At 65.5% G+C, this 25,523-nt stretch carries 20 protein-coding genes; 7 read left to right on the top strand and 13 right to left on the bottom strand.

What is annotated here, in order from left to right; all coding sequences use genetic code 11:
* Positions 1–19: 19 nt before the first annotated feature.
* Positions 20–1,714 (bottom strand): hypothetical protein, encoded by a 1,695-nt coding sequence (locus tag XH98_RS21675; protein ID WP_271619859.1) that lies wholly within the window; start codon positions 1,712–1,714, stop codon positions 20–22.
* Between the two features lie 347 nt (positions 1,715–2,061).
* Here XH98_RS21675 and XH98_RS21680 point away from each other — a divergent pair, with 347 nt between their 5' ends.
* Positions 2,062–2,967 (top strand): AraC family transcriptional regulator, encoded by a 906-nt coding sequence (locus XH98_RS21680; RefSeq protein ID WP_271619860.1) that lies wholly within the window; start codon positions 2,062–2,064, stop codon positions 2,965–2,967.
* Positions 2,968–3,182: 215 nt separating this feature from the next.
* Entirely contained in the window at positions 3,183–3,452 is a 270-nt protein-coding gene (locus tag XH98_RS21685) for a hypothetical protein (RefSeq protein ID WP_271619861.1), read from the top strand.
* 51 nt (positions 3,453–3,503) lie between these two features.
* On the opposite strand, the gene XH98_RS21690 is transcribed toward XH98_RS21685, so the two are convergent.
* From XH98_RS21690 to XH98_RS21700, 3 genes are all read right to left on the bottom strand, one after another.
* Positions 3,504–3,860 (bottom strand): hypothetical protein, encoded by a 357-nt coding sequence (locus tag XH98_RS21690; RefSeq protein WP_271619862.1) that lies wholly within the window; start codon positions 3,858–3,860, stop codon positions 3,504–3,506.
* Between the two features lie 237 nt (positions 3,861–4,097).
* Positions 4,098–4,709, bottom strand: a complete 612-nt coding sequence (locus tag XH98_RS21695; protein WP_220003052.1) for a DUF2147 domain-containing protein — start codon at positions 4,707–4,709, stop codon at positions 4,098–4,100.
* A gap of 124 nt (positions 4,710–4,833) precedes the next feature.
* Entirely contained in the window at positions 4,834–5,862 is a 1,029-nt protein-coding gene (locus tag XH98_RS21700) for an NAD(P)/FAD-dependent oxidoreductase (protein WP_271619863.1), read from the bottom strand.
* Between the two features lie 182 nt (positions 5,863–6,044).
* Here XH98_RS21700 and XH98_RS21705 point away from each other — a divergent pair, with 182 nt between their 5' ends.
* A complete protein-coding gene (locus XH98_RS21705; RefSeq protein WP_271619864.1) occupies positions 6,045–6,512 on the top strand; it encodes an acyl-CoA thioesterase in 468 nt (155 codons plus the stop codon).
* An 84-nt stretch (positions 6,513–6,596) separates the two neighbouring features.
* Here the strand turns inward: XH98_RS21705 and XH98_RS21710 are convergent, their stop codons facing one another.
* Both XH98_RS21710 and XH98_RS21715 read right to left on the bottom strand, forming a co-directional pair.
* Positions 6,597–6,917, bottom strand: a complete 321-nt coding sequence (locus XH98_RS21710) for a 2Fe-2S iron-sulfur cluster-binding protein (RefSeq protein ID WP_011088626.1) — start codon at positions 6,915–6,917, stop codon at positions 6,597–6,599.
* A gap of 177 nt (positions 6,918–7,094) precedes the next feature.
* Entirely contained in the window at positions 7,095–7,469 is a 375-nt protein-coding gene (locus tag XH98_RS21715) for an Hpt domain-containing protein (protein WP_271619865.1), read from the bottom strand.
* Positions 7,470–7,866: 397 nt separating this feature from the next.
* Here XH98_RS21715 and XH98_RS21720 point away from each other — a divergent pair, with 397 nt between their 5' ends.
* Positions 7,867–13,581: a negative regulator of septation ring formation gene (locus tag XH98_RS21720; protein WP_271619866.1), complete on the top strand. Its 5,715-nt coding sequence runs from the start codon at positions 7,867–7,869 to the stop codon at positions 13,579–13,581.
* 163 nt (positions 13,582–13,744) lie between these two features.
* Here the strand turns inward: XH98_RS21720 and XH98_RS21725 are convergent, their stop codons facing one another.
* From XH98_RS21725 to XH98_RS21735, 3 genes are read right to left on the bottom strand one after another with little or no spacing between them, the layout of a single operon-like run.
* A complete protein-coding gene (locus XH98_RS21725) occupies positions 13,745–14,626 on the bottom strand; it encodes an MlaD family protein (RefSeq protein ID WP_271619867.1) in 882 nt (293 codons plus the stop codon).
* Between the two features lie 16 nt (positions 14,627–14,642).
* On the bottom strand, positions 14,643–15,425 hold the full coding sequence (locus XH98_RS21730; RefSeq protein WP_271619868.1) for an ABC transporter ATP-binding protein: 783 nt from the start codon (positions 15,423–15,425) through the stop codon (positions 14,643–14,645).
* A gap of 2 nt (positions 15,426–15,427) precedes the next feature.
* Positions 15,428–16,561, bottom strand: a complete 1,134-nt coding sequence (locus XH98_RS21735; RefSeq protein WP_271619869.1) for an MlaE family ABC transporter permease — start codon at positions 16,559–16,561, stop codon at positions 15,428–15,430.
* Between the two features lie 137 nt (positions 16,562–16,698).
* Here XH98_RS21735 and dgcA point away from each other — a divergent pair, with 137 nt between their 5' ends.
* The gene (gene dgcA / locus XH98_RS21740; protein ID WP_271619870.1) at positions 16,699–17,694 is read left to right on the top strand and encodes an N-acetyl-D-Glu racemase DgcA; all 996 of its coding nucleotides are present in this window, start codon (positions 16,699–16,701) and stop codon (positions 17,692–17,694) included.
* Here the strand turns inward: dgcA and XH98_RS21745 are convergent.
* Positions 17,664–18,860: an MFS transporter gene (locus XH98_RS21745; RefSeq protein WP_271619871.1), complete on the bottom strand. Its 1,197-nt coding sequence runs from the start codon at positions 18,858–18,860 to the stop codon at positions 17,664–17,666. The genes dgcA and XH98_RS21745 overlap by 31 nt on opposite strands.
* A gap of 75 nt (positions 18,861–18,935) precedes the next feature.
* On the opposite strand from XH98_RS21745, the gene XH98_RS21750 reads away from it, so the two are divergent.
* Together XH98_RS21750 and XH98_RS21755 are read left to right on the top strand one after the other, a co-directional pair.
* A complete protein-coding gene (locus XH98_RS21750) occupies positions 18,936–20,303 on the top strand; it encodes a hypothetical protein (RefSeq protein WP_271619872.1) in 1,368 nt (455 codons plus the stop codon).
* A gap of 269 nt (positions 20,304–20,572) precedes the next feature.
* Positions 20,573–22,315, top strand: coding sequence for a caspase family protein (locus tag XH98_RS21755; protein WP_271619873.1), 1,743 nt, complete (start codon positions 20,573–20,575; stop codon positions 22,313–22,315).
* A gap of 203 nt (positions 22,316–22,518) precedes the next feature.
* On the opposite strand, the gene XH98_RS21760 is transcribed toward XH98_RS21755, so the two are convergent.
* The 3 genes from XH98_RS21760 to XH98_RS21770 all read right to left on the bottom strand — a co-directional run bounded on the left by XH98_RS21760 (position 22,519) and on the right by XH98_RS21770 (position 25,480).
* Positions 22,519–23,502 carry a threonine/serine dehydratase gene (locus XH98_RS21760; RefSeq protein WP_271619874.1) on the bottom strand — a complete coding sequence of 328 codons (984 nt, stop codon included), beginning with the start codon at positions 23,500–23,502 and terminating at the stop codon, positions 22,519–22,521.
* A 122-nt stretch (positions 23,503–23,624) separates the two neighbouring features.
* The gene (locus XH98_RS21765) at positions 23,625–24,668 is read right to left on the bottom strand and encodes a glycosyltransferase family 4 protein (protein ID WP_271619875.1); all 1,044 of its coding nucleotides are present in this window, start codon (positions 24,666–24,668) and stop codon (positions 23,625–23,627) included.
* Entirely contained in the window at positions 24,668–25,480 is an 813-nt protein-coding gene (locus XH98_RS21770) for a UDP-2,3-diacylglucosamine diphosphatase (RefSeq protein WP_057749037.1), read from the bottom strand. Before XH98_RS21770 ends, XH98_RS21765 begins: the two co-directional genes overlap by 1 nt.
* Positions 25,481–25,523 lie beyond the last annotated feature (43 nt).

Raw genomic sequence — 25,523 nt, forward strand, 5'->3', positions numbered from 1 at the left:
GTTCGTATCCTCGTTTCGCTCAGGTGCCGGGAAGCTGGTAGCGCAGCTCGGTGAAGAACAGATGGGTGTGGGCCTCGCCGGGCGCGCCGATAGCCACGAACCAGGGCTCACGCCGCAGATAGGAGTATTGGGCGAGGCCGGAGATGGCGCCGTATTGCGGATCGGCCCAGAAGGTGTGCTTGAGATCGACCGTCCACTGCTCGATCTGCTTGTTGGCGGTGTTCGGCGAGTTCGGACCGCCGAAGCCGGCGTATGCCGGGAATGCCGACGGGTTGGTCGTGTCGAGGGTGTAGTTGCGATCGAAATGGGCCTGGCCGTAATACGCCGACAGGATCGTCGGATCGAGAACGCGCCACTCGGCGCCGGCGAGGAAGCCGTGCGAACTGACCGTCGAGAGCGTGATATCGTGCGCACCGCCGGCAGCCCCGGTCGGCAACGCTACGACATCAGGACCGAGTGCGCCGAGATAGCGGCTGCCGCCATTGCCCCAGAACGCATTGCCGACAAGCGTGAAGGTCCTGAAGAATTCGAGGTTCGCCCCCACCGTCGCCGCCCATCCGTTCGTATCATGCCAGCTCCAGCTCGATCCGATGAGCGAGGGGATATTCGTGGAGCGGAAATGCCGCCACATGCCGGCCGCCTCGACATGCAGCCGCGTGCCCGACCAGACGTCGCTATCGTAGGCGGCCTTCGCGACCACATCGGGCGTCCGGTTCGGCGTGCCGGGGACGGCGCCGGTATCGAACTGCGACTGGAGCTGCGCATTGAACGCGAACGGATAGGTCACCTCACCCGCACCGACATATTGCTGCGGATTTTCGACGCCGGCACCGATGGTGAAGTTCGGCGTGGCGTGCCAGGCGAAATGCGCCGCCGCCTGGCGTGCCCAGGGCAGGCCGACCTGGAAACTCTGGTCGATATTGTTGGTCAGGAAAACGTCCGACGGATCGGGGCCCATGCCGTAGCGGTTCGGCGTCAACCAGCTGTAGGTCTGGCCAAAGCTCGTCTCGAACTGGCCGGTCTTCACGTCGGCATAGGCAAGCCGCATCCGGAAGGTATGGCTGTTCGAATTGACGAAGACATTGGCAGGATCGTTGCCGTTGAAATCGCCCTCGAAATAACCGGTGAGATCGACGCCCCTGACGTTGCCGTGCGCGCGCAGGCCGAACACCGAGTTTTGCGCCGACATGCGCGTCTCGGTCATGTTACCGCCGATTGTATTGTCGAACGGGATCGCGCCGAAATTGGTCGTGGTCGCGTTGCCCGTGTTGGTGTTGCGGCTGACGCCAGTGAGCGCAATGTAGCCGACCGGCGCGATCTCGAAGCCGCCGACCTCGAGCACAGCCGCCTTGCGCGGCATCGTCGCGGGACCGGCAGGCGCCGCGGCCGGAGGCGGCACGGTGGACGCCGGGGCTGGTCGGGCATCCGTGCTGGCCACGCTCTCCGGCCGCGACTTCGATTTGAGCGCCTGGATGTCGCCGTCGGCGAGCACGCCCTTCTTGCGCAGGATCGCCACCAGACGGTCGTTCTGCTGTGCAGGCGGGGCCGAGCTGACGGCGCGGACTTCGCCTGGCGAGATCACGCCCTTGCTGGCCAGCAGCGACAGAAGCGCCTCGTTGTCGCCGGCCATGGCCGACGTGACGCCGCACACCGCTGATGCCGCGACGGATGTCGTCGTGAGCAACACGTTGCGAAATCCGAGACCAATTCTCATTCCCACTCCTCCAGAAATCGTCTCCGCCGCACGCGTCGGGACTCAACGCCGACGCGGCTGCTTCGGCTCGTGCGAACACCTAAACGGCGGCTGCCGCGGCAGGCTCGGACTGGGATGAACTGGATTGGACCGGTGTGAACTCATCGGCATTTTGCCGACATTCGATGCATCGCGGCCACAGTCGGACCCTCGCGGTTGAAATGGTGCGAGAATCCGCTAACAAGGCGCCAGAGCCATCGAACTGCCGAACGATGGATCGCGACCCAAGCAGCATGACGTCTCCGACCCCGCCCTTCGTTCCCATCCGCACTTCGACTGACGCGTTCCCAGCTCACCGGCGCCTTGCCATGTGGCGCGAGGTCTACGGCCGCAACATCGCCAATGTGGACATCGAGACGATCGACGACACGCCCTTTCATGCCAGCGTGACCTTCCAGGGATTGCCCGGCGTCGGGGTGGTCGCCGGCTCGCGCTCTCCGGCGCACTACCATGTCACCCGTCAGCATCTCGCCAGTGCGCGGGACGGCTTCGGATTATCGGTCTTGATGAGCGGAGCCGGAACGACCAAGCAGCTCGGCCGCGAGATCGTCGGCCGGCCCGGCTCCGCCTCGATCATCTCCGGGACCGATCCTTCGGTGAACACGATGCACAGCTTCGGCAGCTTCATCACCATCGTGCTGCCCCGGCCGGCCGTTTCGGCTCTGGTGCACGACCTCGACTCGACCTATGCGAGCCAGCTTCCCGCCGAGAACCGCGCGCTGCGGCTGCTGGTCCGCTACGTGCAGACCCTGCACGAGGACGGCCCGCTCGAGGCGTCGCTGGCCAAGGCTGCCGCGAGCCACATCGTCGATCTCGCCGCGCTCGCGATCGGCGCCAATGCCGATGCGGCGCATGAGGCAAAGCAGCGTGGGGTGGCCGCCGCGCGATTGCAGTCGATCAAGGCGGAGATCCGCCAGCGACTCGGCTCAGGCGACCTCTCGGCCGCGACGATCGCCCTGCGACACGCGGTGACGCCGCGCTACGTGCACAAGCTGTTCGAACGCGACGGCACGACGTTCTCGGAATATTTGCTTGCGCGCCGGCTCGAGCGCGCATCGCAGATGCTGCGCGATCCTGCCTTTGCAGCCCACACGATCAGCGCAATCGCCTTCGAGTGCGGCTTCTCGGACATCTCCTATTTCAACCGGACCTTCCGCCGGGCCTATGGCGCGACGCCGTCCGACATCCGCGCGGCCACATTCCGGATTCGCTGAGAGCGCACTCCCTCGCATCGCTTGGCCGCACGCGACAGTTTCCGGCGAAACGGTGCTGAAACCTATGAGCTGCGCGTTTCCGGAGCGTTTCGTCCCGTCGGCGCGCGCAATCAAATATCTCATCGATCCGCATCGAATGCTGGTTCCGAAGCGAACCTGGCGCGGTCGTGCCGCGACCAAATCTGCGATTGTCATTTTCTCACGGAGATTTTGAAATGCGTATTCTCTCGATGATTGCCGTGACCGGCGCGATGATTGCGAGCACGGCCAGCGCATTTGCCGGCGAACTCCCCTCCTACGAAGTAAAGTCGTTTCCGATCTCGGCGGTGCAAGTGCAGGTGCTCGGCGGCGCCGGTGTCGAGGAACAGTCGACCGCGCCCATGATGATCGTCGCCGGAATGCCCGCCTCGCCCGTACAGATGTCGGTGCTCACGCCACGCGTGAAGCGGCTCGCCAGCACGACCTCCGACAGCGAAGCGCGCTAGATCATCCGCAATTCGCAGCGCTCGCATCCCGTGCGGGCGCTGCAAGCATTTTCACGTCATGCTGCCCGGCATGAAACACCGCACACGCGGGTGGCCGTCGAGATAATGCTTCCACACCATGGTGCGGCCGATCTTGTTCGGCTCGGTGATCACGGCGCCATCGGGAACGATGACCCACTCGTCGTCGAGATGGACACGGTAGTGTCCCTTGTCGGACTCCCAGTCCACATCGGCGACCACATAGCCGTCGGCGTCCGAGCAGCACAACCCATACTCGCTGCGCAGGCTCTCGAACCACGGTTTGAGCGGTGAGTTGGCATAGCGGCCGTCATCGCGCGCGAGCGCCGATGTTGCCAGCAGCAGGAGCAGTCCCGGCACCATCGCCGGACACGATCTTGCAAGTCTCATATCGACTTCTCGCGGATCGAATTGCGCCACGAGGCACAGACGAGGCCGCTCACGCCTTTTGAACAGGCGCGAAACGACGACTCGTTCCCCCAGCGGCTTTGCGACAGCTATGCAAATCCGGCGCCAGGGCGCATTCCGGGGAACTACTGGCGCAGTCGTAGGCGGCATTGGCCTTTCGACGAATGCGCTCGCCTGCAGAAATGGCCGTGCTGTGTGAGGCAGCGGCCGCGCGGCAGCCTACTTCTTCGCCGCCGGCGCCATCATCATCGCACCGCCCTTCTTGGTCGCGGACGGCGGTGTCTTTGCGGCGGCGGCTTGCGCGGGAAGATATTTGGCGATGATCGCGGGATCGACCTCGGCCAGATTGGCATCAGGCAGGCGCTGCCAGGTCTCGTCCTTGCCGAACAGCGAAATGCCGAGGAAGCCACGCATGGTCAGCGTTTGCCCGTCCGGGCTGACAGTCATCTTGGCTTTCCAGATGTTGCCGTCACGCGGATTGACGACGTTGCCGCCCTCATATTTCAGCCCATCGCGCTTCATGTCGCGGATGAAGGAGAGCCCGAGCACCGGCTGATTCTTGCGATCGTCAGTGCATTTCGCGCAGACCTCGTTCGGATCGTCGCCGGGACGGGGAAAGGTCTTGGCGATGACGCCTTCGAAGATGCCGTTGTGATCGATGAAGAGAAACCAGCCCACCGGCCTGCCGTCTTCGACCTTCTGCCAGAGCCCCGCTGCGGTCGGCTGCTGAGCCGGCACTTGCGCCGCAGCCGGCTTCGCCGCGCCTATCGACAGGGCGAGGGCGAGCGTCAGAAGCGAGAGCAGCCGAAAGCTCGAAAAAGGATTCCGCATCATCATCACCTTGCTAAGCCAAACACCTTGCTCGTCAAGACCGGATTGGCCGCAGACTACGGCGATTTCGCGAACGATTCCAGCACCAGAACCATGGGACGCTACGCGCCCGACACCGGCGCCACTAATTGACACCAAGCTTCTTTTGCAGGCTGGAGGAGGAGGTCGTGTACTGGAACACGAGCCGCTTCTCCGGATAGACATAACGGTGGGCTTTTTGCGACATCAGTGCGCCTTCATGGAAACCGCACAGGATCAGCTTGATCTTGCCGGGATAGGTGTTGATGTCGCCGATCGCGAAGATGCCTGACACGTTGGTCTCGAACGCACTGGTCTCGACCGGCACCAGATTATTCTCCAGCGCGATGCCCCAGTTCGCAACCGGACCGAGCTTCATGGTCAGTCCGAAGAACGGCAGCATGGTGTCGCAGGCGATCTCGCTGACATTGTTGTCGTTGCCCTTGACCGTGGCGCCGGTCAGCTGGCCGTCAGCACCTGACAGCGCGGTGACCTGGCCGAGCCGCAAATCCATCTTGCCGGCGGCAACCAGCGCGCGCATCTGCTCGACGCTGTGGGGCGCGGCGCGAAAATCGTCGCGACGATGCAGCAGCGTGATGCGCTTCGCGACCGGATGCAGATTGAGCGTCCAGTCGAGCGCGGAATCGCCGCCGCCGACGATCAGCACGTTCTTGTCGCGGAAGGTTTCCATCTTGCGCACGGCGTAGTGCACCGAGGTGCCTTCATAGGCTTCGATCCCCGGCACCGGCGGACGCTTGGGCTGGAACGAGCCGCCGCCGGCTGCGATCACCACCACCTTGCATTCGAACACCTTGCCGGCGTCGGTGGTGCAGCGAAACAAGGGGTCGCCGATCTTCTCGACCGTCTCGACCATCTCGCCGAGATGGAAGGTCGGGTGGAACGGCTTGATCTGCTCCATCAGCGCTTCGGTGAGCCCCTGCCCCGAAACCTGCGGAATGCCGGGAATGTCGTAGATCGGTTTTTCCGGATAGAGCTCCGCGCACTGGCCGCCGACCTTGTCGAGGATGTCGACGAAATGCGCCTTCATGTCGAGAAGGCCAAGCTCGAAGGCGGCGAACAGACCGCAGGGGCCTGCGCCAATAATCAGCACATCGGTTTTGATCACGTCGCTCATGTCGTCTCTTTATCGGTCGTTATCGGTTGGACGGCGCCCGGCGGGCAGAGGTGACCCTGCCTGTCTAGCCAACGGGGATGGATCAGGGAAGGCATAAAAGCGGGAGCGCCCCGCAGGCACACCCACTTGCCGGGCCAAGATAACTGGGCTGTAACGAGGCTGGATTTGACGGAGATCAATCGGTGAACGCACCAAGCCGCCTCGATACAACGCCGCGCCTGGAAGACTTCCCTTTTCGCCTCAGCGACAATGTCCGCTTCGGCGATCTCGACCCGAACCAGCACGTCAACAACGCGGTCTATGCCACCTATTTCGAGACCGGCCGCGTCACCTTGATGAAGCTTCCCGAATACGGGCTGACCCCGCCGGGCTTCGCCTGGATCATGGTGCGGCTCGACATGCATTTTCGCGCCGAGCTGCACTGGCCCGGCACGATCGAGCTCGGCCTCGGCGTGGTCAAGCTGGGACGCACGTCAGTGACCTTCGAGCAGGTCGTGTTCTCGAATGGAACGTGCATCGCATCGGCGACGTCGGTCGGCGTCCTGCTCGACGAGGCGACGCGGCGGCCGGCGCCGCTGACTGCGGAGGTGGTCGAGAAATTCAAGCCCTGGCACAAGCGCGGCATCGAAGTCGCGCCGCCGGCCGCTTAGCGCATGATCCGGACCCGCAGGGCCGCGTTAGCGCAAAGTGCGTAGCGGTTTTCCGGAAAGATCATGCGCTCTTAAAGAGGAAGATCAGGCCTGACGTTCCGGCGTCGACACCACGAGCCCGTCGAGTTCGTCGGAGACCTTGATCTGGCACGACAGGCGCGAGTTCGGGCGCACGTCGAAGCCGAAGTCGAGCATGTCCTCTTCCATCGGCGTCGGGCTGCCGACCTTCTCGCGCCAGGCTTCATCGACATAGACATGGCAGGTCGCGCAGGCGCACGCGCCGCCGCACTCGGCTTCGATGCCGGGAATGCTGTTGCGGATGGCGGCTTCCATCACGGTCGCGCCGTTCTCAATTTCCACCGTGCGGGTTTCGCCCTTGTGGTCGACAAAGTGAATTTTGGCCATGTGTTCTCGTGCTGCCGCGATCTGGGGGAAAAAGGAGGTCTGGGCTGTCCTATAACGGGTCGCTTAGGGCCGCGCCATAGCGTTTTCAAGCGAAGTGGGGACCTGCTCGCCGGAGAGAAAGCGCGCCGAAACAAAACACTGCAGTGCGCAGACCACGGCCCTTTGGAGACCCCGGCTTTAGTGCTTGAGGATCGTCGCGATCGCGGCACGAACCTCGGCCACCGCCTCTTTCAGGGCAGCAAGGGCCCTCGGCGGGTTGTCGCCGGTCCTGATCGCAGTCTCGAGGCCGGCCGCCGCATCGGCGACCGCGAACGCGCCGATCCCGCGTGCCGAGCCTTTGAGCTTGTGTGCCAGCGCGCCGGTCTCGGCCGGCAGCGCGGCCATGGCCGCGATCAGGCGGACCGCTTGCTCGGCAAACATCGCCAGCACCTCTTGCTCAAGCTCGGCATCGCCCAGCGTCATGCGCGAGAGGTGGTCGAGGTCGAGCGGGCTGTCGATGGGCGCAAGCGGGGGCGAAGGCATCCAGTCCATCCGTTGCAGTTCAGGCGTCATGGCGCAGGGCCCCGGCATCGCGCGATGGTCCGCCGGTCCGGCGGTTCCTCGCAACCGAAGCACGGAAATGGTTAATGAAGTGTTTCGGTCGTTTTACGCAAATCCGCCCGTTTCTTGACGAAAAGTTGCCGCAATCGGCCGAGTCCAGTGGAGAATTTCATTTAGGCCTAAGGTGTTACGGCCCATTCCTGTTAACGATGATTAAGAATGTCTTAATCGCGGGCATTTCATTCGCGACGCTCTGCCAATAGGATGTTGCGGAAATTGGCGGACAAGCCGTCCGGGTGGGGACGGCTTGGAGATCCGCGCAAGCGGCATGATCCGGTCTGTGGGCTTGCGCCGCGCGCAGGGCTCGCGGGGGACGCGTACAAGTAAGTAACGAGGGCTCGGACTGAACATGGCCAATACTCCCAAAAAGGTCAAAGACCCCACAGAAGTTGCGCTTTCTGCGATCCAGGAAGCCCTCAACATCAGCGACACGGCTGCCGACACCAGCCGGAACGCATCGATGCGCAACGAAACGGTGCCGCCGGTCGCACCGCCCGCGCCGCCCGTGTTCGACGATCCGGCCTTCGAGCCGCGGCCTGCCGCCAACGAGCGCGCCGTGTTCGATTCCATCGAGGAACCGCGGACCTCGCGCCGCGCCGCCAATGATGACCGCGAGACCATCGGCCAGTTGCTCCAGTCGCTGCAGACGGGCCGCCCTGCCCGCAACATCTACACCGGCGCCACCATCTTCACCGTGGTCTGGCTTGCGGCCTGCGCCGCGCTGACGGTCGGCTTCCTGCCCTCGATTCGGGCCGCCATGGGCGAGAGCGGCGGCGTGCTGGCGATCGCCGGCCTCGCCACCATGTTCTTCGCGCCGATCATGCTGTTCTATTTCCTCGCGAGCCTGGTCTGGCGCGGCCAGCAGATGAGCCAGGTCGCGCAAGCGATGGCGCAGGTCGCGATCCGCTTCTCCGAGCCGGAAGGCTCGGCGTCCGATTCCATGGTCACCGTCGGTCAGGCCATCCGCCGCGAGGTCGCGGCGATGGGCGACGGCATCGAGCGCGCCATCGCGCGTGCCGGCGAACTCGAGACCCTGGTCGCCAACGAGGTCGCCGCACTTGAGCGCGCCTATTCCGACAACGAGGTGCGCATCCGCGCCCTGCTGCAGGACATCGCCCACCAGCGTGACAACCTGGTCGGCCAGGCCGAGCAGGTCCGCAGCGCCATTTCCGGCGTGCAGATCGACCTCCGCCACGACATCGCGCTGATCTCGGATGCAATCGCCTCGCGCGTCGACGAGGTCGCCAAATCCATCACCGGCGCGCTGGAAGAGCGCGGCGCCCACATCACCGGCGCGCTGAGCCATGCCGGCGACAACATGATCCTGGCGCTCGGCGAGCGCGGCGGCGACCTGCTCGACCGCCTCGAGGAGGCCAGTGCCGAGACCACGCGCGCTGTGCTCGACGCCAGCGAGCGGCTGACCACCAGCCTCAACTTCAAGACCGGCCACGTCCACGACGAGTTCGTCGACCTCGCCGACCGCGTCCATGAGATGCTGAACGAGCGCATCGACCGCATCACCGGCGAGTTCGAGCAGCGTTCCGCCGCGATCGTCGACGGCATCTCCGAGCGCACCGAGCAGGTGCACGACAGCCTCAAGAACTCGTCGGACTCGCTGCTGCTCGAACTCGAGCTGCGCTCCAACGATCTTTCCGCCAAGATCGACGACGCCGGCAACCGCCTCGCCGGCCAGATCATGACCTCCGGCGACAAGGCGAGCGAAGCGCTCGAGGCCACGGTCAACACTCTCGTCGCCAAGGTCGTCAGCCAGACCGAGACCGCGCACGATTCGCTGTCGCTGCAGATGAGCGCGTTCGACGAGCTGGTGAAGAACCAGGGTACCGAGTTGGTCGAGAAGTTCGCCCGCGATTCCGGCACGCTGGGCGCCCTGATCACCCGCCACATCTCCGAGTTCGACCGCACCGTAAAGACCTTCGGCGGCGAGATCGTCGAGCGTATGGGCCAGCGCACGCAGGACATTCATGACTCGCTGAAGACCTATGTCGAGAATTTCGACAGCCGCTTCGCCGCCAACGGCGGCGAGATCACGGCCATTCTCGACCAGCGCCTGGTGCAGTTCGAGACCACGATCGGCCAGCGCGTGTCCAATCTCGACGCCTCGCTGAACGGCAAGATCACCAGCCTCGACGGCACGATCGAAGGCCACATCAAGACCTTCGACGAACAGCTCGGCGGCCGCGTCGGCGCGCTCGAGCAGTCGTTCGATGCCCGTGCGAAGTCCGTCACCGAGACCATCGACGGCCGTCTCAACGCGCTGTCCACGACGCTGACCGACGGTGCGACGCAGGCGATCCAGTCGATCGATGCGCGATTGACCAACCTCACGACGACGCTCACCGGCGGCGCGGCGCAGGCGCTCGAATCCATCGACTCGCGCCTGATCAACCTCACGACGACGCTGACCGACGGCGCATCGCAAACCATCCAGACAATCGACAGCCGCCTGACCCATCTCACCACGACGCTCACCGGCGGCGCGTCGCAGGCCCTCGAGACCATCGACACCCGCCTCACCTATCTGAACACCGCCCTGACAAACGGCGCCTCGCAGGCCCTGCAGTCCATCGATGTGCGCCTCGGCCTCCTGACATCCACGCTCACCGACGGCACCGCACAGGCGATCGAGGCGGTCGATCGCCGCATCACCAGCGTTGCCGACCTCATCGACGGCCGCAGCATGCATCTGACCGATACGGTCACGGCGCGCTTCCAGGACATCCAGCAGGCGATCGAGACCAAGGTCGGTTCGGTCGCGAGCGACATCGACGTCCGCGTAGCGCAGTTCGAGGATCTGCTCGGCTCGCGTGTCGAGGCCGTCGCCGGCCGCATCGAGAGCAGCGGCCGCCAGGCCAGCGAGGACATGATGTCCCGCGCCGAGATGATCTCGACCGCGATCCGCTCGCATGTCGAGGATGCCGAGCGCTCGCTCACCAACCTCGTGGTCAACACCAGCGAGACGATCCAGACCGGTGCGCGCACCGCGCAGCAGTCGCTGATGACGGTCTCCTCCGACGTCAACGCCCAGCTCAAGATGACCTCGGCCGAGGTCGAGCGCGCGCTGACTGCGGTCGGCACCGGTGCTGCGAACTCGATCCTGACCAGCGCCCGCGAAGCGCAGTCGTCGCTGGTTGCAGCCTCGGGCGATGCCTCCAACCAGATCAAGGGCCTCGCGGCCGACGTCGAGCGCACGCTGTCGGCAGCCGGCTCGGCGACCGCGGCCTCGATCCTGGCCGGCGCCCGGGAGGTGCAGACCACGCTCGTCACCGCCTCCTCGGATGCAGCCAACCACGTCAAGACGCTCACCGCCGAGGTACAGCGCTCGCTTTCGATGGCCGGCACCTCGACGGCGGAATCGATCACCGCGGGTGCCCGCGATGCGCAGAGCACGCTGATCGCGGCCTCGACCGAGACCGCCAACCAGATCAAGGCACTGTCCTCCGACGTGCAGCGTTCGCTCTCGATGGCGGGGACCGCGACGGCCGAGAGCATCGTGAGCGGCGCGCGCGAGGCGCAGAGCACCCTGGTCAACGCGTCGTCGGATGCGGCGAGCCAGGTCAAGTCGCTCGCGGCCGAAGTGCATCGTTCGCTGTCGCAGGTCGGCCAGACCACCGCCGAAACGATCACGGCCAGCGCCCGCGACGCCCAGAGCACCCTGCTCTCCGTTTCGGCCGAACAGACCAGCCAGGTCCGCTCGCTCGCCGCCGAGATGCAGCGCGCGCTGGCAACCGCGGGCGGCGCCACCATCGAGGCGCTCACCAGCGGCGTGCGCGAGGCCCAGGGCACGCTGATCTCGGCCTCGACCGACGCCGCGACCCAGATCAAGTCGCTGACGACGGATATCGAGCGCACGCTGACCGCGGTCGGCGCCGACACCGCCTCGACCATCCTGAGCAGCGCGCGTGAGGCCCAGATCTCGCTGACCTCGACTTCGGCGGACGCCGCAAGTCAGATCCGCACGATCTCGACCGAGATCGAGCGCGCGCTCAGCACGGCCACGACGAACGCGACCAACGACATCCAGACCAGCGCGCTCAATGCCCAGAACGCGCTGATCTCCGCCTCCAATGAGGCGAGCTCGCGGGTCAAGTCGAGCTCGGCCGACGTCGAGCGTTCGGTGCTCGCCGCCAGCTCGAGCTTCGGCCAGGCCATGACCGGCAAGACCGACGAGATCGTCACCTATGTGCAGCAGCAGGCCGACCGCCTCTCCAACATGATCGACGGCAAGCGCGGCTCGCTCGTGGACGCGATCAGCTCGAAGACCAGCCAGCTCACGCTCGACATCGACCGCGTCACCTCCGACGCGCTGAAGTCGATCGAGACGCGCGGCCAGGCCTTCTCGCAGAGCATGATGGGCAACGGCAACGAAGTCGCCCGCACCATCAACGCGGCGAGCGAGATCGCGACCAGCGCCGTCGGCAAGTCGCTCAAGGACCTCGAAACGGCCTCGCGCGCGGCGATCGACCAGTCGCGCCAGGTCTCCATCGCTGCGGTCACCGAGATGCAGGAGACCAGCAAGATCCTGCGCACCGACACGGTCGCCCTGTTCGAGCGCCTGCGCGAAGGCAACATCCTGCTCCAGGAGGTGCTGACCGGTGCGCACGACAACCTCAACTCGCTGGAGCGGGCGCTGGTGACGCGCGTCGCCGACTTCGTCTCGGCGATGAACGACGTCACCTCGCGCAACGGCGCGGCGACGCAGAACCTGGAAGACCAGCTCAACGTCTTCAACACGAAGACCACCCGGGCGCTGCAGGATCTCGGCGAGCTGTCGACCCAGTTCGACAAGCACGGCCAGGCGCTGGTCGAGGCCGCACAGGTCGTCGAGCAGAGCAACAAGAACACCACCGCCTCGCTTGCCGAACGCAAGGCGGCGCTGGAATCGCTGGTCACCACCATCGACCTGCGCACCGCCGATCTCGACCAGCGCCTGTCGCGCTTCACCGGGCTGCTCGATGAGTCGCTCGCTGCGGCCGAAGAGCGCGCCCGCGACATCGCGCGCGTGGTCGCCGAGACCGCCGGCGCAGGCTCGGCCGCGATCACCCGCCAGTTCGAGGCGGTGCGCGCGGCGTCCGAAGAGGAGCATCGCCAGACCATCGAGGCCATGCACGACATCTACCGCCAGACCACCGACGAGGCGGATGCGATGTTCAAGCAGTCGAGCGAGAAGTTCGGCAACCTGGTCGCCAGCATGAAGCAGATGGCGTTCGAGATGCACAACGAGCTCGAAGCCACCCGCAACGAGCTGCGCCGCGGCGTGCTCGAGATGCCGCAGGAGGCCGCCGAGAGCACCGCGCAGATGCGCAAGGTGATCGTCGACCAGATCGAGGCGCTCGCCGAGCTCAACCGCATCGTGGCCCAGCACGGCCGCGGCCTCGACGTCACCACGGCGGGCCGCGCCTCCGTCGCCGTGCAGCGCCAGGAAGAGCCGGTGATGGCAAGCGTGGGCGGTCGTGGCACCGAGACCCGCATGCGCGACACCGGCAGCGCCTCGACGCTGCCGCCGCCGGACCTCGGCATGCCCGCCGCCTCGCGTCGCACCGAGGCTCCGCCGGTCGCCCCTGGTGGCAACGACCAGGGCCGCGACGGCTGGCTGTCGGATCTCTTGAACCGTACGGACGCGGGCCAGCCGGCTCCGACCGGCCGTGAGGCACCGCGCGGCCGCCAGGCTGCCCCCGCTCCGCAGCCGCAGACCCCGCAGGCGAGCAGCAATCCGCTGGAATCGCTGTCGCTCGACATCGGCCGGCTGATGGACCGCAACCTCGCCGCCGAGATGTGGGACCGCTACCAGCGCGGCGAGAACAAGGCCTTCACCAAGCGCCTGTACACGCCCGCCGGCCAGAAGGCCTTCGACGAGGTCGCCCGCAAATATCGCGCCGACCGCAACTTCAAGGGCACGGTCGACCGCTACATCGGCGAGTTCGAACGCCTGCTCGACGAAGTCGCCCGCGACGGCCGCGGCCCGCAGGAGCTGCGCAGCCACCTGACCTCGGAGACGGGCCTGGTCTACACCCTGCTCGCACATGCGGCGGGGCGGTTGGGATAAAGCGGCTCGCAACAGCAGCCACGAATGAAAACGGAGGCCTCGCGGCCTCCGTTTTGTTTTGAATTCGTCATTGCGAGGAGCTCTTGCGACGAAGCAATCCAGACTGCCTCCTCGGAAACAGTCTGGATTGCTTCGCTTCGCTCGCAATGACGGGGAGAGACGCCTACTGCCGCTTGCGCTCGTTCGCCGGCGCCGGCTTCGCCGGCTCGGCCGGCGGGGGCGCCGCGGCTGGTGCGCTGTTGCTGGCACCGAACAGCACGCGGGTCGGGTTGCGATCGAAATTATTCACGGCGCGACTGATGTCGCCGAGCGTGCGGCGACCATCGGTCATCAGCGCACCGGAGCGCTTGTCGAAATCCTCGGCCAGTTCGCGGATCGATTTCACCGTCAGGAACAGCTCGCCGCCATCCTTACCACCGGCAAGTGTGTTGAGGCCGAGCATGAGGTTGTCGGCCTTCAGCATGACGCCGTCGACCTTGGCCATCACGCCATCGATCTTCTCGGAATTGCGCGCGAGCGAATTGGTGAAGGTCTCGAGATTCTTCAGCGAGTTCTTCACCGACTCCTGATTGTCGGCGACGATCTTGTTGATGTTCTGCAGCGTGCCGCGGATCGCCTCGGTGACGTCCTGGAGCTTGTTCGGATCCGCCGTCAGCGTCGGGATGCCGTCCTCGTCGAGCGGCGGCGGCGGCGCGGCCTCCTCGCCGCCCTTGAGCGAGATCGCGGCGACGCCGGTCAGGCCCTGGAATTCGAGGCCGACCAGGGTGTCCTTGCGCAGCGGCGTGTTGTTCTCGATCATGGCGAGTGCGACAACCCGCCGCGGATTGTCGAGCTTCACCGAGACCACCTCGCCGACCCGGATACCGTTGAAATTGACGCTGCCGCCGTTGCGCAGGCCCGCCGCGGGGCCCTCGAACACGACGCGAAAGGGGCTGCGCTGCTTGGTGGTGTGCAGGGACTGGAACCAGAGCACGAAGCCGATCGCAGCCGCGATCACCGCCAGCGTGAAGGATCCGATCAATACGTAATTCGCCCGCGTTTCCATCAGGTGCTCCGGCTACTCAACTCATCACCGCGCGGGCGCGCTTGCCATGGAAATACTGCCTCAGCCAGGGATGCTGCGAGGCCTGCATGTCGGCAATCGACCCTGCCGCAATGATCTTACCGTTCCCTAAAACGGCGATGCGGTCGCAAGCTGTGTAGAGGCTGTCGAGATCGTGGGTTACCATGAAAACGGTCAGCCCCAAAGTCCGCTGCAGCGTCCTGACCAGCTCGTCGAAGTCGCCGGCGCCGATCGGATCGAGGCCCGAGGTCGGCTCGTCGAGGAAGACGAGATCAGGGTCGAGCGACAATGCGCGGGCGAGCGCGACGCGCTTGATCATGCCTCCGGACAGTTCCGAGGGGAAACGCTCGGCCACCTCGGGCTTGAGGCCGACCATGGCGAGCTTGGCCATGGTGATCTCGTCCATCAGCCGCTGCGAGACGCGCAAATATTCGCGCATCGGAAACTGGATGTTCTGCCTGACGGTGAGCGAGGAGAACAGCGCGCCCTGCTGGAACAGCACGCCCCAGCGCCGCTCGACATTGCGGCGCTGCGTGGTGTTGGAGGAATCGAGGTCGACGCCGAACACTTCGATGGAGCCCGCGATCTTCGGCACGAGGCCAATGATGGTGCGGGTCAGCACCGACTTGCCCGCGCCCGAAGGACCGACAAAGCCGAGAATCTCGCCGCGCTTGACGTCGAGGTTGAGCCCGTCGAGCACCCGTGTGCTGCCGAACTGCACGGTGATGTCGCGGACGCGGATGATGGGGTTTTGAATCGCGCTTTGCGTGTCTTGCGCCATCGTCACATCCCGATCGAGGCGAAGAAGATGGCGAACACGCCGTCCATCACGATGACGAAGAAGATGCCCTTAACCACCGAGGCCGTGGTGTGCTGTCCGAGCGATTCCGCGCTGCCCTGCACCGCGAGGCCCTCGACGCAGGCGACGATGCCGATCACCGCGGCCATCACGGGCGCCTTGACGATGCCGACGATGAAATGATCGATCGAGATGGCATCGCGCAGGCGCAGCAGAAACGCTTCGGGATCGACGCCGCCATAGAGCCAGGCGACGAGGCCGCCGCCGTAGAGGGCAGCCATGGCGCCGAGGAAGGCGAGGATCGGCAGCGCCAGCACCAAGGCCAGCATGCGTGGCAGCACCAGCACCTCGATCGGGTCGAAGCCCATGGTGCGCAGCGCGTCGATCTCCTCGCGCATCTTCATCGAGCCGAGCTCGGCGGTGTAGGCGCTGCCCGAGCGGCCCGCGACCATGATCGCGACCAGCAGCACGCCGATCTCGCGCAGCACCAGGACGCCGAGCATGTCGACGACAAAGATGTCGGCGCCGAAGCGGCGGAAATGGAAGATGCCTTGCTGGGCGATGATGCAGCCGATCAGGAAGGTGATCAGCACGATGATCGGCACTGCGCGCCAGCAGACCTGCTCCATGTGGTGCACGGTCGAGGTCAGGCGGAACGAGCGGGGATGGATCAGCACATGCACGCCCGCCGCAAGCACGGCGCCCAGCATGTCGATCAGGCCGGCAAAGGTGCCGCCGACGCCGGCCACGGCGCGGCCGATCTGCTCCAGCATGCCGGTAATGGTGATCGCCGACGTCTCGACCACAGGGGTCGCGCGGACCCGGCGCACCTCGTCGACCAGGCTCGAATAATTGGCGGAGAGCCCCGCGATCTGCGCCTCGACGGCGCCTTTCGTCAGGCTGCGGCGGAGCCGCTCGATCAGCCAGGCCCCGAAGGTGTCGAGCTTGGCGACCTCGGAGACGTCGATGAAGATGTTTTGCGGGCTGCCGGCGAGCTTCTCGGCATCGGCGACCATCCGCTCCAGGGCCGGCGCAAAGCTCGCGGTCCAGGTCCCGGTGGCGCAGAGGGCCAGCGCATTGCCTTTGGCAATCCGTTCCAGCTTCGGATCGCCGCTCAAGGTATCCGCTCCCATACGACCAGGGCGGAGGAAATCAGATTGTTGCGCACGCGCCCGTACCCGGAAAAGGTATCCCCATTTGGTTAATATTAGTTGCTAGAGGTAACCAGCCGGTTCAGATTTCGCCAGAGTTCAAAATGACTTCCAGCAAAGTTCCTGCCCTTGCCGCGCGAATCGAGCGGTTTCCGATCGCCGGCAGTTTCACCATCAGCCGGGGCGCCAAGACGGAAGCGGTGACCGTGGTGGCCGAAGTGAGCCGGAACGGCCTCGTCGGCCGCGGCGAATGCGTGCCCTATCCGCGCTATGGCGAGACCCCGGAGGCAGCCCTTGCGGCCATCGAGGCCATGCGGGCAGCCGTGGCTGATGGCCTGACGCGGCAGGCCCTCCAGGCCGCCATGCCGCCGGGAGCCGCCCGCAATGCGCTGGATTGCGCCCTGATCGACTTGGAGGCCAAGGCGACCGGCCAGCGGGCCTGGAACCTGCTGGACCGCCCGGTGCCGGGAATGCGCACCACCGCCTATACGATCTCGCTGGGCACGCCCGAGGCCATGGCGGCGGCGACCGCCAAGGCGGCGAACCGGCCGCTATTGAAGATCAAGCTCGGCGGCGACGGCGATGGGATGCGGATCGCGGCGGTGCGCAAGGCCGCTCCCGAATCCGAGCTGATCGTCGATGCCAACGAGTCCTGGACCGAGGCCAATCTGGAGGCCAACCTCGCCGCCTGCGCCGCCGTCGGCGTCACCCTGGTGGAGCAGCCGCTGCCGGCGGGCAAGGACGAGGCGCTGGCGCGGATCAAGCGGCCGCTCGCGGTCTGCGCCGACGAGAGCGTGCATGACCGCAGCTCGCTGGCACCGCTCCGCGCGCGTTACGATGCTGTCAACATCAAGCTCGACAAGACCGGCGGCCTCACCGAAGCGCTCGCCATGGCCGATGCGGCGCAGGCACTCGGCTTCGAGATCATGATCGGCTGCATGGTCGCGACCTCGCTCTCGATGGCGCCCGCCATGCTGGTGACGCCGCAGGCGCGCTTCGTCGATCTCGATGGTCCCTTGCTGCTCGCCCGCGACCGCGATCATGGGCTTCGTTACGACGAGAGCCTGGTCTATCCGCCTGACGCCGCATTGTGGGGCTGAGCCTTCAGCCGATGCCGCGCCGACCAGATCAGAAGCGCACCGGCCGCGGCCATCCCCGCCATGACGTAGTACAGCCCCCCGCCATAGCGTGCGTAGATCGCGCCTGAGATGATCGACGTCGCCGAGCTCAACAACCCGGTGGTCGCCGCGTAGTATCCCTGCGCTCGCGCCATTTGACGGGGCGGCACGTGATGCACCAGGAGAGTCATCACGCCAACCTGGGTCAGGCCGAAGCTCAGGCCATGTCCGAGCTGCGCGATCGCGAGCAGGCCGATCGGCGGCTCATGCGCGGTGATCGACCAGCGCATCACCGCACTCAAGCCTCCGATCACCACCAGCAGCGCGGGATGCAACGAAAAGCGCGGCGACACCGCGAAGACGACAATCTCGGCGCAAACGCCGAGCGCCCACAGCCCCGCGATGGTCAATCCGCCAAGACCATGGCTCTGCCAGTTGATCGAGGCGAAGGTGTAGTAGGCGACGTGGCTGGACTGGATCAGCGCGGACGAGACGATGATGGCGAGGAAGCCTGCGTCGCGCAGCAGAGGCCTGCCGCCCTCCGCCACCCCGGATGTTCGCGGCACCTCATCCAGCGGCTGCAGCGAAAGCCCTGTCACGGCCGAGATCGTCGCCATCGCGACAATGATCCAGATCAGCTGGCGCGCCGCGATCAATTCGATCAACAGTCCGCAAGCGAGCGCGCCGAGGATGAACGCGACCGATCCCCAGAGGCGCACGGGTCCGTAGTCGAATTTGTAGCGGGCGACGCCGCGCAAGGCGTAGGCATCGGTGAGCGGCGTCAGCGGAGTCCAGCAGCAACAGGTCACGATGTAGAGCACGAGCAGCGGCAAGGGCTGCTGCTGGGTGCCGACCAGCATAAAGAGAAGCGCGGTGGCCGACGCCGTCAGGATCATCGCGCCGCGCAATGCGCGGCGCCGTTCGGCAAGGCCGGTCACGACAGGCAGCGTCGTGAAGCGCGTGACGGCGGGGACGGCACTGATGATTCCGATCCAGCCCGGCTCGATCCCGATGGCCTTCAACCACACCGTGAAGAACGGCAGATGGGTGCCCAGGACACCGTAGGACGTGCCGTAGAACAGCGCGAGACTCACGGCGAATCGCCGCTTGACCGCCGCTGGCGTGGGGATTTGTGATTCGCTCTGCATCAAACCAATTGCGATTCGGTCGATATCGTGGTGATCGTTACAGTAACGCGCACTGATTTGCGCGACGAGATTGTCATGGCCAACGAAGCATTCGCCCTCTCGCCCATGTCTGCCCGCGCGGCCGAGCCGAACGAGCAGGATTACGACGCGATCCGCGAAGCCTTCATGGAGACGGCGCGCGGTCGCTGGTTCCTCGGCGAATACGCCAAGCGCAACCGCAACGCCGACACAAGCATGGTGCTCGATGCGGTCGCGAAAATCGAAGAAGCCCTTGCGGCACAGCGACAACCCGTCGTCGAGGATCGCCTGCCGGAAGCGCTGGTCGCGATCCGCCGCGCGGTCGAGGACACAGAAAGCACAGTCGCCAGGGCGTTCGATCCCGCCGCGATCGAAGCGAGCCTTGCGCCCGTGACGCGCGGCGTGCGCATCATCAAGGAGATCTCCTGGCGCTGGCGCGAGATCGGCGCCGACGGGCGAATCTGCGATCTGATTGATTCGCAGCTCGCCTCGATCGAAGCGGCCTGCGCCCAGGTGTCGGGGATCGATCCGCGCGGCGACCTCAAGGCCGCCTTTGATCTACTCAAGGACCGGATCGAGCAGACGGACGCTGGGGACGCTGCTGCACCGCAGGCGACGGCGCGACCTGCGCCCGAGCAGCCGGCGCCACCGGCCGCTGGGGCACCTGTTGCCGAAGCGCCATCGGCGATGGCGAGCGAACCACCCGTGGCTTTTACGGAGACGCCGCAGGAGATCGCGCCCGAGCCCGAGGCAATCGCCGACATCAGCGGCATCGCCGAGGACGCGATGGTGGACGTCGCGGTCGCGCCCGAGATCGTCGAAAGCCACGCTCCCGCCGTCGAGGAGAACTTTGCCGCGGTCGAGGACAACCTCGCCGGACTCGCAGACGTTGCCGAGATCACCGACGAATTCTCCCTTCACGCGGCCGCTGAGGCCGAGGACGACGCCATCCTCGATGCCATCGCGCTGGAGATGGCCGCGCCCGATCCGGAGTTCGACGCGATCGTCGAGCCCATGGAGATGGGTGCAGCAGTTCCCGAGCCGATGCCGGAGCAGATGCCCGCGGAGATCGCGGAACCGGTCGCCGAGCAGCCGCCGATCGCGCCCCATATTGAGGAGCCCGAGGTCGAGGAGCCCGTCGTCGAGGCGCCGATCGCGATGGAATCGCTCGCGCGCTTGACCGATGCCATCGCGGAAGCCGCCGCCGAAGTGATGGAGCAGCCGGCCCCCGCCATGGCGGCCGCAGCATTCTCTGGCGGAGCCCCCAGCGCAACACTGCCGTTGCCGTCGCCCCTGCCCGAGCCCTCGCTCGGCGCCACCATCCTCGCCAGCGGCATCGTGCAGAAGCCCCGCCCCGCCGCCAACGACGCGCTCGCCCCGATCCGCCGCATGACCCAGGCCGAGAAGATCGCGTTCTTCTCGTAGCGGCGTTTGACGCACCCCTGCACCACTGCCGTAGGGTGGGCAAAGCGAAGCGTGCCCACCCATTGTCCGTGATCGAAAGAGATGGTGGGCACGGCGCTTCGCGCCTTTGCCCACCCTACAATTTCCAAGCACTTGGCGAGTAGCTGAGACCAGCGTGATCTAGATCACGCCCCGTCCAGGGTGATCGCGATCACGGACCACGCCTTCGAACGCGACCTAGTCTCCTCGCAACCAATCTCGCATCGAGATGAGTGCCAAAGGAGCACGCCATGTTCCGCCTGAAATCCGCCGTGATGACTGTTGGCCTGCTGGGAAGCCTGTTCGGCTTCGCCTGCGGGCCTGTTTCTGCGCAAGTTGCCCCCGTCACGCCCGCCCCGACCACGCTGCAAGGCCCGGAGCAGCGGGTGGCGCTGGTGATCGGCAATTCGAACTACCAGAACGCGCCGCAGCTTGCGAACCCCGACAATGACGCCCAGTCGATGGCGCAATTCCTCAACTCCGCGGGCTTCGAGGTGATCTCCGCCACCGACCTCGGCCAGAACGACATGCTGCGCGTGGTGCAGGATTTCTCCGCGAAAGTGTCCGCGCGCGGACCGAACACGGTGGCAATGGTCTATTACGCCGGTCACGGCGTGCAGCTTGCCGGCGAGAACTACCTCGTGCCCGTCGATGCCAAAGTCTCGAACCAGACTGACCTCGTCAACGACTCGGTTCGCCTGGTCGACGTGATGTCGACGCTGGAGACGATCCCAAGCCGGATGCGCATCGTCGTTCTCGACGCCTGCCGCAACAACCCGTTCCCCAACGTGAACGACGCCGGCCGGGGCCTTGCCATCGTCGACGCGCCGAACGGCTCGATTGTCGGCTATTCGACCGCGCCGGGCGCCGAAGCGCTCGACGGCACGGGCGGCCACAGCCCCTATACGCAGGCCTTCCTGAACGTCGCGCGCGAGCCCAACGTGCCGATCGAGCAGCTGTTCAAGCGCGTGCGGCTCGCGGTGAACCAGACCACCAGCGGTGCGCAGGTCCCCTGGGAGAGTTCCTCGCTGACCTCGGACTTCACCTTCTTCGGCGACACGGCCGTGGCCGCGAGCCGTGCGCCGGTGCATGCGCCGGTGGTGCAGATGGCCTCCAACCTGCCGAGCCGCTCGGCGCGCCAGGCCTATGATTACGTGCTGTCCGAGGGCAAGCCGGAATATTATCAGGAGTTCGTCGCGATGTATCCGCACGACCCGCTATGCGATCATATCCGCTGGCTGCTGGCGAACCTCTTGATCTCGCAGGCCTGGCACGAAGCGGTGCTCGCGAACTCGCCGATCGGCTACCAGACCTTCTACAGCCACTACAGCAACAGCCCCTATGCACAAGCCGCGCTGAAGCTCGAGGCGCAACCCAAAATCATCCCGCTGCTGCAGGCGACGAAGTTCCTGGCTCCGCAGAACATTGCCCCGACCTTGAAGATCGGCAATCTCGGTCAGCCCAAATACATGCCGCTGATCCAGCAGCAGGGCAATGGCGGCTCGCCGACGAACGGCAACCTGCCGGTCGTGCAGAAGCCGGTCGATGGCAAAGTGATCAGCAAGATCGTCACCCTGCCGGCGCCGACCAAGGCCACGACGAACAATGCCGGCATCAGCAAGATCGTGACCTTGCCGGTGACCAACACCACGCCGAACACCGGCAACAACAATGCCGGCCCGGCGGGCAAGATCGTGAGCATGCCGGTGAATGTCGCCAAGGGTGGCTCGACGGTTGATGTCAAGAGCACCGACGTGAAGACGACGAATGTTCAGCCCCAGAACCAGCCGATCCGGGTCAATAACGGCAACACCGGCATCGTGAAGCTCAACAACAACCCGGTGAACAAGGTGCAGGTGCAGAACGGCCAGGTGAACAACCACCCGCAGTTCAATGCGATCGGCAACGGCGGCGGCAACAACAACTTCCGCCAGTCGATGAACCAGTCGCCCGCGATGAACGGCGGCAACAACCACCGCGGCTTCATGCATTGATCGCAGAGGGAGCGCTCCCTCCCCCACTTGCGGGGCAAGCACGATATAAGGGGCAGAGCGGCAACGCTCTGCCCCTTTCTTGGTATCAGCTCTTGGATTTTGTCATTCCGGGATGCGCCGTAAGGCGCAGACCCGGAATCCATTGTGCGGCAGAGAAACGGGATGGATTCCTGGCTCTCGCTTCGCGAGCCCCGGAATGACGCCTAAGCCACCAGCTCGGCGAACAGATCCGCATCGACATTGCCGCCCGAGAGCACGATGACGACGCTCTTGCCGGCGACATCGAGACGTCCCGCCAGCAGCGCGGCAAGGCCGACCGCTCCGCCCGGCTCGACCACGAGCTTCAGCTCGTGATAGGCGAAGGCAACCGCCGCGCCGACTTCCTTGTCCGACGCGGTCACGCCGCGCGCCAGCAGCTTGCTGTTGATCGCAAAGGTCATCTCACCAGGGATCAGCGCCATCAGCGCATCGCAGATGGTGCGGCCGGCGGGCGGGTGCGGCTCGCGATGGCCTGCGGTCAGCGAGATGCCGTGATCGTCGAACGCTTCCGGTTCGGCCACCACGATCTGGGCCTGCGGATAGCGCGCCTTCACGGCGGTGGCGACGCCCGCGATCAGGCCGCCGCCGGATGCCGGCGCCACCACGATATCGGGTGCAAGACCGAGCGCTGCCATGTCCTCCGCGATCTCGCGGCCGGCGGTGCCCTGGCCTGCAATCACGAAGGGATCGTCATAGGGCCGCACCAGCGTCGCGCCGCGCTTCTCGGCGATGCCGCGCGAGATCGCCTCGCGGTCGTCGTTGTAGCGGTCGTACAGCACGACCTCGGCGCCATAGGATTTGGTGCGCTCGCGCTTCGACAGCGGCGCGTCCGCCGGCATCACGATGGTCGCGTGCATGTCCAGGATTTTTGCCGCCGCCGCCACCCCCTGGGCATGGTTGCCGGAGGAGAATGCGACGACGCCGCCGGCGCGCTTGTCCTGCGGGATCGAGTACACCTTGTTGAAGGCGCCGCGGAACTTGAAGGAGCCGGTGCGCTGGAGCATCTCCGGCTTCAGGAACACTTTTGCGCCGACGCGCTCGTTGAGCACGGGGAAAGACAACAGCGGAGTGCGGACGGCGAAGGGCGCGAGCACGCGCGCTGCGGCGTCGATATCGGCGGGGCCGATCGGAAGGGGCTGTTCGGACATGGCGGGATGTTATCGCGCCCGGCGCGGCGCGGGCAAGACACCTCCGCGCGAGGATTTTCCCAAAGCGTTTTCGAGCGAAGTGGGGACCGGTTCGCCTGAAGAAAACGCGTCAAAACAAGAATCTAGGCCACGAAGCGCGGCTGTTCCGCCCTGTCCCGGCCCGGCAACACGGCGCCGGCGGCGCGGATGCTGTCGATAAAGGCCCGCGCCGAGGCCTCCCAGGTGTAGGCGGCGGCGAATTCGACGCAGGCCTGCCTGGAGATGTCGAGTGCGGCAAAACAGGCGTTGCGCAAATCATGGTCCAGCGCGCCGACCGGCGCATCGCCGATGACGTCGCGCGGACCCTTGACCGGGAAGGCCGCGACCGGCAGGCCGCTCGCCAGCGCCTCGAGCAGGACCAGGCCGAACGTATCGGTCTTGCTCGAAAACACGAACACGTCAGCCGCCGCATAGATGTCGGCCAGTTCCTCGCCGTGCTTTTCCCCGAGGAAAATCGCCTCGGGATAGGCCTCCTCCAACGCGTTGCGCGCCGGGCCGTCACCGACGATCACCTTGGTGCCGGGCAGATCGAGATCGAGGAACGCTTCGAGATTCTTCTCCACCGCGACGCGGCCGACCGAGAGGAATATCGGCGCCGGCAGGCAAAGATCGACAGCGCGAGGATGGAACAGGCGGGTGTCGACGCCGCGCGGCCACAGCACGACATTGTCGAAACCGCGCTCGCCGAGTTCCCGGGCCAGCGCCGGCGTCGCCGCCATCACGGCCCGGCTCGGGCTGTGGAATCGGCGCAGCGCCCGCCAGATCAGCGAAGCCGGCACCGGCACGCGGGCGCGGACATATTCAGGAAAGCGGGTATGGAAGCTGGTCGTGAATGGCAGCTTGCGCTGGCCGCAATAGCGGCGGACCATCAGGCCGATCGGCCCCTCCGTCGCGATATGGATGCTGTCGGGCCGGGCGTCCTCGATCAGCTTTGCAATGCGGGCCGGGCGCGGCATTGCCAGCCGAACGTCGCGATAGCTCGGCATCGCGAAGGTGCGGAATGATTGCGGCGTCAGGAACATGAACTCGGCGTCGAGCGATTTGGCGGCGTCAGCGAGCTTGGTCAGCGTCCGAACCACACCGTTGACTTGCGGGTGCCAGGCATCGGTCGCGACCAGGATGCGCATCAAGCTGCCCTTGCTGCCACTTGCGGCACTTGTGCGGGTTTCTGCAGATGATCCGCCCAGGTGATGATCTCGAAATGGCCGTCGTCATGCTCGACCAGCGCGGTGCAGCTTTCGACCCAGTCGCCGCAGTTCATGTAGCGAATGCCGTTCTCGTCGCGGATCACGGCATAGTGGATGTGGCCGCAGATCACGCCGTCGGCGTCATGGCGCCGCGCTTCGGCCGAGAGCGCCTGCTCGAACGCGCCGATATAATTGACCGCGTTCTTGACCTTCTGCTTGGCCCATTGCGACAGCGACCAATAGGGCACGCCGAACAGGCGGCGGAAGAAGTTGACGAAGCGATTCATCTGGATCGCGAAGTCGTAGGCCTTGTCGCCGAGATGGGCGAGCCAACGCGCGTTCTGCACCACGAGGTCGAAGATGTCGCCGTGGATGACGAGATAGCGCTTGCCGTCTACGCCGGTGTGCACCGTGTTCTCGACGACGTCGATGCCGCCGAAATGCGTGCCGTAATAGTTGCGCAGGAACTCGTCGTGATTGCCGGGCACGTAAATGATCTTGGCGCCCTTGCGCGCCTTGCGCAGCAGCTTCTGCACCAGGTCGTTATGCGATTGCGGCCAGTGCCAGCTCGATTTCAGCGCCCAGCCGTCGACGATGTCGCCGACGAGATAAATCGTATCGGCATCATGGTAGCGCAGGAAGTCCAGCAAAAGATCGGCTTGAGAGCCGCGGGCTCCGAGATGAACGTCGGAGATGAACAACGTGCGAAAGCGCCGCTCCGGGCTCTCGTCACTCACATCGTAACTTCCCATGCGCCAGCCTGTAACCGTGTCCCGTGACAGGGGGATGACCGAT

This window comes from Bradyrhizobium sp. CCBAU 51745 (assembly GCF_028128715.1).
GTDB classification, from domain to species: domain Bacteria; phylum Pseudomonadota; class Alphaproteobacteria; order Rhizobiales; family Xanthobacteraceae; genus Bradyrhizobium; species Bradyrhizobium manausense.